The organism is Ideonella sp. FW305-24, assembly GCF_058788035.1.
On the sequence record NZ_JBYTAI010000007.1, the window covers coordinates 77663 to 92290 of the forward strand.

Here is a 14628-nt window from a genome sequence, read left to right on the forward strand (position 1 = left end):
CAGCAGGTTCCTCCATGACGACCCATCGCACCCCGACTTCCCGCGCCCCCGACGCGCGTGCCCGCTTCGCCCGCGACCTGCTGTTCGTTCGCCTGCCCCGCCGCGTGCGCCGCGCGCTGCGCTGGCACCTGAACCGCGGACACGGCGTGGCCTTCACGCAGCTGGCGCTGCTGGCCGGCGCTGCCGCATCGCCAGGGCTGGCGCTGGCCAACCCGAGCGGCGCGCAGGTGGTGGCCGGCAATGTGCAGATCGTCAGCAGCGTGCCGGCCACGCTGGACATCCAGCAGAGCAGCAGCAAGGCCATCATCAACTGGGACAGCTTCAACATCGGCGCTGGCGAGACGGTCAACTTCATCCAGCCTTCGCTGAAAAGCGTGACGCTGAACCGCGTGCTGGGCAATGACCCGAGCGCCATCTTCGGCCAGCTCAATGCCACCGGCACCGTGATGCTGGTGAACCCGAACGGCATCGTCTTCGGCGCCGGCTCGCGGGTGGACGTGGGCGGCCTGGTGGCCACCACTTCGAACATCAGCGACCGCGACTTCCTCGCCGGCCGCTTCAACTTCAACACGCCTTCGCCGCTGGCCACCGGCGGCATCGTCAATGCCGGGCAGATCAGCATCAAGGACAGCGGCCTGGCCGCGCTGGTCGCCCCCAGCGTGCAGAACAGCGGCGTGATCCAGGCCCGCCTGGGCCGCATCGCATTGGCCGGCGCCGAGCGCTTCACGCTGGACTTCCAGGGCGACGGTTTACTGAGCTTCAGTGCGGGCTCTGCCGTCACGCAACACCCGGTGGACGCCAACGGCCAGCCGGTCGCGGCGCTGGTCAGCAACACCGGCGTGATCCGCGCCGACGGCGGCAGCGTGCTGCTGACGGCCAACGCGGTGCAGGGCGTGATCGACAACGTGATCAACACCAGCGGCGTGATCGCCGCGACCACCGTGGGCAACCAGGGCGGGCGCATTGTGCTGGCTGGTGGGCAGGGCGGCGGCGAGCACGGCGGCGTGGTGGTGGGCGGCAGCGTGTCGGCCACCGGCCAGACTGGCGGCCATGTGACCGTCACCGGCGAGGCGGTGCGCGTCGTTTCCGGCGCCTTGCTGGACGTCTCCGGCCAGGTCGGCGGCGGCGAGATCGCGCTGGGCAGCCAGGGCCGCGCCAGCGGCTACGCCGGCAAGAGCAACACCACCACGGTCGAAGCCAGCGCCAGCCTGAAGGCCGATGCGCTCGCCCGCGGCGACGGCGGCAGCATCACCGCCTGGTCGGCCGACACGACAGTGTTCGACGGCAGCATCTCGGCGCGCGGCGGCGAGGCCGGCGGCAATGGCGGCTTTGCCGAAATCTCCAGCCAGAAGAACATCGGCCTGAGCGGCAATGTGGACCTGCGCGCCACGCACGGCGCCACCGGCAACCTGCTGCTGGACCCGACCGACCTGCGCATCACCGACTCGGCTTCCGGCGGCAGCCAGGACGGCAATGCCACCGACGCCACGGTGGCCGCGGGCGATGCCAACCAGGGCAGCGGCGCGACGCTGAACACCGTCTCGCGCGGCCTGCTCGAAAGCCTTTCGGGCAGCAGCAACATCACGCTGCAGGCCACCGGCCAGATCACGGTGGACGCGATGGCGAACCACCTGATCAACTTCGCCACCACCGCCGGCCACAGCGTGAGCCTGCAGTCCACGCAGAACGGCGGCATCCAGTTCGTCGACCCCAGCACCGAGCTGCGCACGCAAGGCGGCAGCATCACGCTGGAAGCCTTCGGCATTGGCAGCACGCTGAGCAACATCGGCAAGCTGACCAGCAACGGCGGCGCCATCACGCTGAACGCCACCGGCGACGTGCAACTCGCCGGCGCGATCAACGCCGGCAGTGGCGCGGTCACGGTGCAGAGCACGGTGGGCTCGATCCGCAACGCCGCGAGCAGCACGCCGCTGCTCAGCGGCAGCGCGGTCACCCTCAGCGCCGCAGGCGGCTCGATCGGCGCCAACGGCAACGCCATCCACACCCACACCGCCAACCTCACGCTGGCCTCGGGTGGCGACATCGTGGCCGGCAGCGACACGCAACTCGCCAGCCTGTCGCTCACCGCCAACCACGTGGCGCCCAGCACCGCCAACGCCTACCAGGTCAGCGCGCCCAACCTGCTGCTGCAGATCGCCGATGGCAGCAGCCTCGGCGTCACGCAGGTCAGCCAGAGCGCGGGCCTGAACCTCGGCCTCGCATCGGACCGCTCGCTGCAGCTCGGCACGCTCAACGTTGGCAGCGGCACGCTGGACCTGCGCAGCAGCGGCGGCAACCTCACCGGCACGGCCGGCACCGCGCTGACGGCCGGCAGCGTCACGCTCACCGCGCAGGGCAGCAACGGCAACAACGGCGCGGTCGGCACCAGCGGCCAGGCCATCAACACCAGCACCGGCCACCTGGTGGCCAGCGCCGGCAGCGGCGGCGCGTTTGTCGCCAACACCGGCGCGCTGGCGCTGGACCGGCTGGACGCCACCGGCAGCTCGGCCATCGGCGCCACCGGCAGCCTGAGCGCCGGCAGCGTCAACGCCGGCACCGCCACGCTGGCGCTGACGTCCAGCGGCGGCAGCCTGCTGGACGACGGCAACGCCACCACCCGCATCGGCGCCGGCACGCTGCAGCTCAGCGCCGGCGGCGCCATCGGCTCGGCCGGCACCCGGCTGCAGACCAATGCCAGCACCCTCAGCGCCAGCGCGGCCTCCGGCGGCATCTACGCCGCCACCTCGGCCACCTCCAGCGTGTTGTCCAGCATCAGCTCGGGCAATGGCGCAATCGACATCACCGTTGGCGGCAGCAGCACGCTGACCTCGCTCAGCTCCGGCACCTCGTCGGCCAGCAACGACATCACGGTGACGGCCACCGGCACCGGCTCGATGAGCATCGGCACCGTCAACGCCGGCAGCCTGGGCGACGTGAACCTGGCCACGCTGAGCGGCTCGATCTCCGGCAGCAGCGGCGCCATCACCGGCAACACCGTGACGCTGAACGCCGCCAACAGCGGCAGCGTCTCGGTGCGCACCGCCGCCTCGCACCTGGACGTGCAGGCGGGCTCCAGCAGCATCAGCATCACGCAGACCGGCGCCGTCACGCTGGACCGCATCGCCACGCCGAGCAGCCTGGTCAGCATCACCAACAGCAGCGGCGACATCACCGTTGGCAACGTCAGCACCTCGGCCTCCGGCCAGGTCAGCCTGACCGCCAGCGCCGGGGCCATCCTCGACGACGGCAACAGCAACACCCGCATCAGCACCGGCACGGCAACGCTCAGCGCCAGCAGCAGCATTGGCAGCGCCAGCCACGCGCTGCAGACCAGCGCCACCGGCCTGGCCGCCACCAGCACCGGCGACCTGTATGTGGCCAACGCCGACAAGACGCTGACCAGCCTCAGCGTGACCAACCGGCACACCACGCCGGGCAGCGTCAACACGCTGCAGGTCAGCTCCGACTACCTGAGCTTCGACGTCACCGACAACGGCAGCCAGTACACGCTGAACCGCCTGGTGGGCGTGCCGCTGAGCTCGCTGGCCTTCAGCGGTGACCAGGGCGCCATCATTGGGCAGGTGCAGGGCGCAGGCTCGGTGAGCCTGACGGCGACGCAGGGCAACCTGGTGGACGACGGCAATGCCAAAAGCCGCATCACCGCCGGCAGCACGCTGACGCTGAGCGCGACGGCCGGCAGCATCGGCAGCTCGCTGCACCCGATGGGCGCCAACGCCGGCAGCCTGGTGCTGACCACGCGCGGCGACCTCTACGTCAGCGACATTGCCGACCTCAGCTCGCTGACCATCGCCAGCTCGCACCCGGACGCGAGCACCAGCTACGGCATGGCCATCACCGCGCCGTCGCTGAAGCTGGCGGTCACCGACTCTGCGGCGGGCCACCTGGTGAGCACGCTGACCGACAACTCCTCGCTGTCGCTGAGCTTCACCAGCGACCGCGACATCACGCTGGGCACGATCAACCTGACCAACACCGGCACCGCACGCTTCGCCTCCACCGGCGGCGCGATCAAGGACGACGGCGACAAGAACACCCGCGTGCTGGCCAACAGCACCACGCTGGCCGGCAGCGCCGTCGGCGCCAGCGACAGCGAGCACATGGACGTGGTCACCGGCACGCTGGCGGCCAGCGCCACGGCCGGCGGTGTGTATGTGGAAGTGCCCATGCCCACCGGCAGCACCAACACCACCAGCACGCTGACCCTGGGCACGATCACCGCCACCGGCGCCGTGGTGATCAACGCGCTCGAAGGCGATGTGTCGCTCGGCGGCTACCTCACCGCCACCAACCAGGCGGTGAGCCTCACCTCGGCGCAGGGCGCGATCTACAGCCCCATCGGTTACAGCATCGGCTTTGGCACCGGCAGCCTGACGCTGAATGCCGCCAAGGGCATCGGCACCAGCAGCGCACCGCTGGTGATGACCAGCACCGCCGGCAGCACGCTCAGCGCCAGTGCCGGCAGCGACATTTTCCTGCGCGACAGCGGCGCGCTGCTGCTGGCCAGCGTGGCCACGAGCAGCGGCGGCATCACCCACACCCAGAGCAGCGGCAACGTGAGCCTGGGCACGCTGAGCGCACCGGGCGCCATCGCCGTTACCGCCAGCAGCGGCAGCATCCTGGACGATGCCAACACCGGCACCGGCCTCAGCGGCAACCAGGTCACGCTGGCCGCGGCGCTCGGCAGCGTGGGCAGCAGCGGCGCGGCGCTGAACGTCGCCACGCCCAAGCTGCTGGTCAGCGCCAAGACCGATGTGGCGGTGAACGACAGCGCCACGCTGGACACGCTGAGCCTCACGCGCTCGGCCAGCTCTGCGGGCACGATCAGCATCGGCACGGCCGCGGGCCAGAGCGTGGTGATCAGCGAGGATGCCGGCAGCCACGACCTGCAGCAGGTCAGCAGCAGCACGCCGCTGGCCTTCAGCTTCAGCGGCCAGCGCAGCGTCAAGGTCGGCCAGCTCGACCTGGGCGCCGCCGGCTCGGCCACGCTCACTTCGACCACCGACATCGGTAACGACGCGGCCTCCGGTTCCTACATTGCCGCCGGCACCGTGGGCCTCACCGCCGGCAGCGCCTATGCCATCGGCACCAGCACCAATGCCATCGCGCTGCAGGGCACGACCTCGCTGACCGCCAGCGCAGGCCGCAACATGTATGTGGCCGACGACAGCGCCTTGGCCAACCTGACGCTGACCAGCACCAACACCACCACTGCCGCCGGCACCGCCAGCGTGTTCGACATCACCGCTGCGGGCCAGACCTTTGGCATCACCGACAGCGGCAGCACGCAAAGCCTGGATTTCAGCGGCACGGCGCTCACCAACACCAGCTTCAGCACCAACAAGAACATCCAGGTCGGCGCCATCACGGCCACCGGCGACGTGACGCTCGCCACCAGCGGCGGCGGCGCCAACAGCAACATCAGCAGCGACAGCGGCACCGGCACCATTGCCGGCAACCGCGTGCTGCTGACCGCCACCTCCAGCACGGCCGGCGGCGGCTCGATTGGCAGCAGCGGCACGGCCTTGCGCGTCGACTCGCCCACCGTGATCCTGAACGGCAGCGCCGATGTCTACGTCAGCGACGCCCAGAACCTCGCCAAGCTGGACATGACGCTGACGCACGGCGTCTCCACAGCCACCTACGGCTACGGCGTCAGCGCCGGCAACCTCAACAGCTTCGCGATCACCGACGGCGCCGCCCAAAGCATCGGGCTGGCCGTTTCCGGCGCGATGGACTTCAGCTACAGCGTGGACAGGGCCCTGAGCCTGGCCACCATAGACGCCGGCACCAGCACCACGGGCTCGATCTCGCTGACCTCGCGCAGCGCGCCCACCGGCACCGCCGCACAAATCAACCGCAGCAGCGGCAGCTTGACCGGTGGCACCGTCACGCTGTCGGCCACGGGCTACAACGGCGGCGTGGGCGCGGGCGCCACGCTCAGCACCAACACCAAGAACCTGAGCATCGCCACCGGCGGCAATGTCAGCGTGTCCAACAGCACCACACTGACCAGTCTCGCCCTGGATGCCCGGCACAACACCAGCGGCGCCAGCACCCAGAGCTACAGCATCAGCTCGACCGGGTTGACCTTCAGCATCAGCGACACCCTGGGCAACAACGCCTTCCAGCTGGCCAACATCTCGCAGAGCGGCCTGGACCTGACGCTCAAGGCCGACCGCGTGATCACCGCCAGCAGCGTCAACACCGGCGCCGGCGGCAAGGTCAAGCTCAACAGCAGCAGCTACATCCAGGGCGGCAGCGGTGCCAATGCCGGCAGCCCCAGCATCACCACCGGCGACCTGAGCCTGAACGGCGGCAGCGCCTTCGGCTACCAGGGCAGCACGCCGCTGTACACGGCAGCCAGCACGCTGGCCAGCAGCCTCAGCTCCACGCTGTACCTCTCGAACAATGGCAACCTCAGCCTGCTGGCCAACAGCGTCGGCAGCTCGGCCGACGTGGCAACCAATAGCGGCTCGCTGCTGCAGGGCAGCGGTGGCCTGTTCACCACGCCAACGCTGAAGCTCAGCGCCAACCAGTCCATCGGCGCCAGCGGCACGGTGCTGACCGACGTGCGCCGGCTGACGCTGGTCTCGCGTGCCGACATCGACGTGGCCAACGCGTCCGACCTGTACGCGCTGACGATGACCTCCACGCACGGCACGCCGGGCGTGCAGAACACCATCTCGGTGACCGCACCGCGGCTCACGCTGAACCTCAGCGACAGCGTGGGCGGCAACCAGTACCACCTGGCCAACCTGCTCGACAGCAGCGGCCTGGACTTCACGCTGAGCACCGACGTGGCCTTGAACCTGGGCAGCGTCAACGCCCAGGCCGGGCGCGCACTGGGGCTCTACAGCACCGGCAGTGGCACTGCCATCACCAATGACGGCACCAGCCTGCTGACGGCCAGCAGCATCACGCTGTCGGCCAGCGGCTCGGTGGGCGCGGCCGGCGGCAGCGGCACCCGCATGCAGACCGATGCACTGGGCCTGGCCATCGCCACCGGCGCCAACGCCTTTGCCGACAATGCGCAGGATCTGAGCAGCCTGTCGCTGACCAGCTCGCAGACCACTGGCGGCACGGCCCCGGTCTACCAGGTGACGGCGCCCTCGCTGAGCTTCGACATCAGCGACAACGGCACGACCCACCTCAACAACGTGGCCGACAGCACCGGCCTGAACTTCTCGCTGAGCACGCGGCGCGACCAGGCGGTGGACGTGGTCGATGTCACCGCCTCGGGCACCGTGAGCCTGACCAGCGCCGGCGACATCCTCGGCGATGCCGACAGCAGCCACCGCATCACCGCCGGCAGCGCCACCTTCTATGCCAGCAACGGCGGCGCCATCGGCAGCGTGGGCAGCCCCATCCACCTGACGGCACCGCTGGTCAGCTTCAATGTGACCGGCGCGCTGAACGTCGAGTCCGACACCCACATCGACCGGCTGGCCATCAACACCACGCACCCGGTGGGCTACGGCGGCACCTACAGCATTGTCTCGACCCCCATCAGCGGCGCGGCCTACCAGCTCTTCAGCGCCACCGACAGCGTGACCGGCACCGCGCTGACCAGCCTGGACGACACACAGGGCCTGGCCTTCAGCTTCACCAGCGACCGGGCGATGCAGGTCGGCAGCCTGGACCTCGGCAGCACTGGCACGGTGGCGCTGACCGGCACCAGCAGCGGCGGCATCCTCGGCGATGGCGACCCCAACACCCAGGTGCAGGCGGCCTCGCTGAGCATGGTGAGCTACGGCGGCGCCGTGGGCGCCAGCGGCAGCGGCAATGGCATCGACGCCACGGTCAACAGCGTCAGCGCTACCGCGCAGGGCGGCGGCGTGAACCTGGCGCTGCATGGCCGCACCACGCTGGGCAGCATCAGCGCCACCGGCGGCATCAACATGGCCAACGACGTTGGCGACATTGCACTGGGCTCGATCAATGCCGGCGGCAACGCCGTCAGCATCGACAACCAGGGCGGCTCCATCCTCAGCGGCTCGATCTACAACACCACCACGGTGGCCCTGACCGCAAGCGGCTCCATCGGCAACACCAGCGCCGTCGGCCTGTCGGCCAATGGCGGCGGCACCACCACGATGACGGCCTCGGCCAGCGCGGCGCACGGCGCCAGCGGCAGCATCGCCATCAGCGAGAGCTACAACCTGGCGGCCAGCTCGGTGACGGCCCCGGCGGCCGTCACGCTGAGCAGCGGCTACACGCTGTCGCTGGGCACCGTGACCAGCGGCGGCGCCGTGACGGCGAGCTCGTCGCAAGGCAGCATCACCGGCATCAACGGCAGCAACGCCATCACCGGCACCAGCGTGAACCTGTCGGCCCGCTACGGCACCGGCAACGGCATTGGCAGCAGCGGCACGCGCCTGAACCTCAACACGCCGCAGCTCACGCTCAACACGCCCGGCAGCATCTACGTGACCGACGCGGCCGACCTCAGCACGCTGAGCATCGACCGCACCAACTACACCGGCACCGGCAGCAGCGGCACGCTGAGCGTGATTGCCAGCGGCCTCAGCTTCAGCGCCAGCGACAGCGGCAACCTCACCACGCTGAGCACGCTGAGCGACAGCACGGGCGTGGACTTCACCTACCTGGGCATTGGCTCGTTGAGCATCGGCAGCCTGAACGCCGGCAGCGGCGCGGTGCTGCTGCAGGCCTACCTGAGCAGCGGCGACGGCAACATCGACGCCATCAACGGCAGCTCGCTGATCACCGCCGGCAACCTGACGCTGCAGTCCTACGGCAGCAGCAGCCACATCGGCAGCAGCGGCAGCACGCTGGCCCTGGCGGTGGACAGCGTGACGGCCAGCAGCGGCAGCGGCGGCTTGTTCCTGCGCCAGGCCGGCTCGCTCAGCCTGGGCAGCCTCAGCACCTCGGGCGACCTGGCGGTGACCGCCAGCAGCGGCGACCTGACGCTGGGCAGCCTGAGCTACGGCAGCAACAAGACCCTGAGCCTGACCGCCAGCGGCGGCAGCATCCTGGCCGGCAGCAGCACGCTGGCCGGTGGCTCGTCCAGCGCGGCCATCACGCTGAGCGCGGCCAACGGCATTGGCACCGAGCTCGCGCCGGTGCTGGTCAACGGCTCGGCCGGCAATGCCATCAGCGCCAGCGTCACCGGCACCGGCTCGCTCTACCTGAGCAGCACCGGCACGCTGAACGGCGGCCTGACCACCGCGGTGAACAACGGCGCGACCCGGGTCACCGCGGCCGGCAACATCAAGCTGAGCGCGATGAGCTCGGCCACCGACGCGCTGGGCAACGACATCACGGTCACCGCCAGCGCTGGCGACATCACCGTGGGCAGCGTCTCGGGCGGCAGCAATGCGCGCTTCAACGCGGTGGACCTGTCGGCCAACGCCGGCAAGATCATCGCCACCCCGGGCGTGCTGGTCGAGGGCTTCGACGTCAGCCTGCACGGCGCGACCGGCGTGGGCGACAGCAGCAACCGCATGGCCGCCAGCGGCCAGCGGGTGCAGGTGAGCAGCGGCGGCGGCGCGATCTACCTCAACGCGGCAGCGCCCTCGGTGCTGTCCTCGGTGGACTCGAACGGCGGCGCGATCAACATCACCAGCTCGGCCGACCTGCTGCTGGCCAATGCACGCTCCAGCGGCGGCGCGATCTCGGTCACCACCAGCACCGGCGGCACCGCGCTGATCCTCGGCAACGTGAATGCAGGCAGCGGCTCGGTCACGGTGAGCGCCACCGGCACTGGCAGCTCGGTGCAGGACGACGGCAACCGCAACACCCGCGTGGCCGGCGCCAGCGTCAACCTGACCGGCACCGCCGGTGTCGGCAGCGCTGCGCAAAGCCTGCAGACGACCGCCGGTTCGCTCAGCGCCAGCAGCGCCAACGGCATCTACATCGACGACAACAACGCCAGCGGCGTGACGCTGAGTGTCATCGTCGCCAGCAACGGCGCGGTGGCCCTCAGCACCGCCGGCCCGACCACCGCCACGCTGGTGGCAGCACAAACCGATGCCAGCGGCAACGACGTCAGCATCAGCACCAGCAGCGGCGACCTGACGCTGGTCAACGTCTCGGCCGGCGCCAGCCACGGCGCGGTCAGCCTGTCGTCCGCCGGGTCCATCCTGGCCAGCGGCAGCGGCACGCAGGTCAGCAGCCACAGTGCCAGCCTGCTGGCCGGTGGCGACATTGGCGTGGTGAGCAACCTGGCCACCGGCGCCGGCACGCCGGTGAAGCTCGATGTCGGCAGCATCAGTGCGCTGGGCACCACCGGCAGCAACCGCGTGGTCTCGGTGAACAACATCGGCACCGGCACGCTGAGCCTGGGCGGCAGCGCGCTGTCGCTGGGCAGCGGCAGCTCGGCCTATGTGGCCACCGCAGGCGACCTGGACGCCAGCGCCGGCATCCACCTTTCTGGCGGCAACCTGGCGCTGACGGCGGGCGGCACGCTGGTGCTGCCAACCTCCGCCATCACCACCACCGGCGCGGTGCGCCTGAGCGGCAGCACCGACGTCATCACCTCCGGCAACGGCCGCAACCTGCAGGTCAACGCCAGCAGCCTGGTGCTGCGCAGCGGCGCGGCAGGCGGCAGCACGCAGCTGACGACCGCCGTGGGCAGCCTGGACGCACAGCTCACCGGCACCGGCGCGTTGACGGTCAACAACACCGGCACGCTAGCCAGCACCACGCTTGCCACGACCAACGGCGACATCAGCGCCAGCAGCAGCAACGGCCTGAGCGCCAGCTCGGTCGTGGCAGGCGGCACCAGCCGCACCGTATCGCTGACGGCGGGCAATGGCGACCTGACGGTGGCCACGGTGAATGCCGGCAGCAACGGCACGATCAACCTGACGGCCAGCCACGGCGCACTGACCAGCGGCGCGGCCACGCTGACCAGCCACACGCTGAACCTGGCCAGCGCCAACGGCATCGGCAGCGCGGGCCAAACCTTCGGCACCAGCGCCGCGCTGGTCTCGGCCCAGGTCAGCGGCACGGGCGACATCTGGCTGGCGCCGACCGCTGCGGTCACGCTGGGCCAGCTCAGCACCGCCGACGGCAGCATCTCGGTGGCCGGTAGCGGCAACATCACCAGCGCCACCGGCCTTTCGGCCGGCAACGGCGGCAGCCTGTCGCTCACCAGCACCGGCGGCGATGTGAGCGTGGCCCATGCGATCACGCAGGCCGGCAACGTGACGCTGCAGGGCCAGCACATCAGCGTGCAGGGCGTGAGCAGCAGCGGCGCGCAAAGCTACACCGGCACCACCACGCTGAACGGCGACCTCAGCGGCAGCGCGATTGCGCTGCATGGCAGCACCACGCTGGCCGGCGACCGCAGCCTGCTGGCCCGCAGCGGCGCGCTGGTGCTGGACGGCACGCTGACCGCAGGCGGCTTCGCGGCCAGCCTGCAAGGCAGCACGGTAAGCCTGGGCGACAGCCTCACCAACCTGGCTTCGCTGACGGTGAGCGGCGCCACCACACTGTCCGCCGACACCAGCATCACGACGAACAATGGCGCAATCAGCTTCGCCGGCAGCCTGGACGGCGCGCATGCGCTGACGGTCAATGCCGGCAGCGGCCTCACGACGCTGGCCAGCGTGGGTGGCAACACCGCGCTGAGCACGCTGACGGTCAACGGCGCTGCGCAGCTGGGCGGCAATGTCAGCACCAGCGGCGCTCAGCACTATGCCGGCGCGGTCACGCTGGCCTCTGCCAGCACCTTGAGCGGGCAAGGCGTGGCCTTTGACAGCAGCATCAACGGGGCGCAAGCGCTGACGGTCAACGCCGGCAGCGGCGATGCGAGTTTCGCCAGCGCCGTCGGCCAGACCACCGGCCTGGGCGCACTGACGGTCAACAGCAGCGGCGCCACCACCTTCGCCAGCACCGTGCAGGCCGCTTCGGTCAGCACCGATGCAGCGGGCACGCTGGCGCTGAATGGCGGCTCGGTCAACACCACAGGCACGCAAAGCTGGGGCGAGCGCGCGGTGCTGGGCGCAGACACCACGCTCACTGGCAGCAGCATCAACCTGGCAGCCGGGGCCGATGGCGCGCACCAGCTGAACATCGCGGGCGAGGCCACGCTGGGCGAGCTGGGCACCCAGCAGGCGCTGGCCGGCCTGTCGATCAGCGGCGCGGCCACGCTGCTGGGCGGCAGCATCCACACCGTTGGCTCGCAGACCTATGGCGGCAGCGTCACGCTGACGGCCGACCAGTCGCTGCAAACAGAGGGGGGCGACGTCACCCTGGCAGCCGCCAACGCGGCCAGCGCCAGCCGGAACCGCGGCCCTGGCATCGCCTCGGTCGACGGCACCGCGGCGCTGACGATCAGCACCGGCAGCGGCGCGATCACGCTGGCCGGCCCGGTCGGCCAGGCCACCCGCCTGGGCGCGCTGCAGCTGGACAGCAGCGGCGCCACCACGCTGGGCGGCGCCGTGCAGGCGGCATCGGTCAGCACCGACGCGGCCGGCACGCTGGCGCTGAACGGCGGCTCGGTCGACACCACCGGCGCGCAAAGCTGGGGCGAACGCGCAGTGCTGGGCGCCGACACCACGCTCACCGGCAGCAGCGTCAACCTGGCAGCCGGCGCCGATGGCGCGCACCAGCTGAACATCGTGGGCGACGCCAGCCTTGGCGCGCTGGGCGCCCAGCAGGCGCTGGCCGGCCTGGCCGTCAGCGGCAGCAGCGCGCTGGGTGGCGATGTCACAACGCTGGGTGACCAGCAGTACGCAGGCGCCGTCCAGCTGGCTGGCGACACCGTGCTGCACAGCAGCGCGGGCGGGCTGACCCTGGGCTCGACCGTGGACAGCACCAGCCACGCCAACCTGACGCTGAGCAGCGACGCAGGCGCGATTGCGCTGGGCGGCGCGGTGGGCGCCAGCAGCGTGCTGGGCGCGCTGACGGTGCATGCCGGCACCACGCTGGACTTCTCCGGCAACGTGCATGCCGACCAGGTCAGCGTCAACACCGGTGGGCTGACGCGTTTCCTCGGCACGCTCACGGCCGATGGCGCAGGTGGCCTGAACCTGAGCAGCGGCAGCCTGAGCTTCGCCCAGGCGGTCACGGCCACCAATGGCGCGCTCGCGCTGGTCAACACCGACAGCGCCGGCACCGCAAGCTTTGCCTCGCAGGCCAACGTGCAGGCCGCCACCGGCTTCACGCAGAGCGGCGGCGCAGGCATCGTGCTGCCGGCCTCGGTGCGGGTGGCCAAGGGGCCGATCACGCTCGCGGCGCCGGCCAGCCTGCCCAGCGGCGAAGCGCTGATCGAAACCGAAGGCACGATCACCATCAGCGGCCTCAGCGGCCCGGCCACGCACCTGACGCTGGCCGCCGGCCACGGCCCGGTGGCTGGCAGCGGCCTGCCCTACAGCAGCACGGCCGGTGCCTTGCTGATCGGCCTGGACGACGGCAACAGCGCGCACCAGATCGACGTCGCCAGCCTGACGGTGACCGACGCCACCTCGGCCACCCTCTTCGGCCGCGTCAATGGCAAGGGCGGCGCGGTCGTGGCCTCGATGATAGACAGCGCGCTGGTCAACGCACCGTACTTCATCAATGGCACGCCCTGGGGCCCGGTGGAGGTCATCAACCGGCTGGTGGCCACCACGGTGCCGGTCAGCGTGGTGCCCAGCACGCCGGGCGCCAATTCGCTGTTCACCCAGGTGGTGACCAGCGCCGGCCTGGCGCCGAACGCGCTGGGCGTGTACGCCGCGCCGCAGGTGCTGACGCTGAGCGCCGCCCTCTCGCCTAACCTGCTGCCAGGCCTGCCCGGCAACGGCAACGCAGAGAACGGCGGCGGCAACACCGACGAAGAAAAGAAGAAGAAGCCATGACGCAACACGCTGCAGCCGCATCGCTGCCCCTGCTCTACCGCCAGCCCCGGGTGCTGCAGCCCGGCCTGCACAGCGGCCTGGGCTTCGCCGGCAACGGCCTCTACGGCTTTGCCGCCGAGGCCAATGCCGTGCCGCTGTTGGCGGCCGAGATGGCCGCCACCGGCCGCCGGCTGCCCATCGTCTTCACCGGGGACGCCTTGCCGCAGGCCAGCGCAGTGCTGGGCCTGCGCGCGCGGCAGAACCTGTGCGTGGACGCCGGCGGCCGCTGGCTGGCCGGCCCGCATGTGCCGGCCTACCTGCGCCGCTACCCCTTCATCTTCCTGGAGGACAGTGCACGCCAGGAACTCACGCTGTGCATTGACGAAGCCGCCACCGTGGCGGTCGGCGCCGATGCGCCCGCGCTCTTCGACAGCGAAGGCCAACCCACCGCGATGACCCGCAGCGCACTGGCCTTCTGCCGCGACTACCAGGCCCATCACCTGCTGACGCAGGCCTTCTGCCAGGCCGTGGCCGACGCCGGCCTGCTGGTGGACCGGCATGCCGACATCACGCTGCACGACGGCCGCCCCCTGCGCCTGGACGGCTTCCAGGTCATCGACGAAGCCCGCTTCAACCAGCTGCCGGCGGAGACGCTGGCGCAGTGGCGCGACAAGGGCTGGCTGGCCCCGGTCTACGCCCACCTGCAGTCGCTGGACAACTGGCGCACGCTGATCGACCTGGCACGTGAGGCCGCGCCACCCATCCCTGGCCTGCCCGCCGGCACCATGCGTCATTGACCCTCATTCTCTTGATTGGGAGGATTTCC

The 14628-nt window shown here is 70.7% G+C and carries 2 protein-coding genes; both read left to right on the forward strand.

The window, feature by feature from the left end:
• Positions 1 to 14: 14 nt before the first annotated feature.
• On the forward strand, positions 15 to 13823 hold the full coding sequence (locus AC3WR5_RS19425) for a filamentous hemagglutinin N-terminal domain-containing protein (protein ID WP_492486422.1): 13809 nt from the start codon (positions 15 to 17) through the stop codon (positions 13821 to 13823).
• Entirely contained in the window at positions 13820 to 14599 is a 780-nt protein-coding gene (locus AC3WR5_RS19430; protein WP_492486424.1) for a SapC family protein, read from the forward strand. Before AC3WR5_RS19425 ends, AC3WR5_RS19430 begins: the two co-directional genes overlap by 4 nt.
• Positions 14600 to 14628 lie beyond the last annotated feature (29 nt).

What these genes read in the sequence shown, in the direction of transcription:
- AC3WR5_RS19430 (WP_492486424.1), top strand. Translation starts at nt 13,820, where the DNA reads ATGACGCAACACGCTGCAGCCGCATCGCTGCCCCTGCTCTACCGCCAG.
- AC3WR5_RS19425 (WP_492486422.1), top strand. Translation starts at nt 15, where the DNA reads ATGACGACCCATCGCACCCCGACTTCCCGCGCCCCCGACGCGCGTGCC.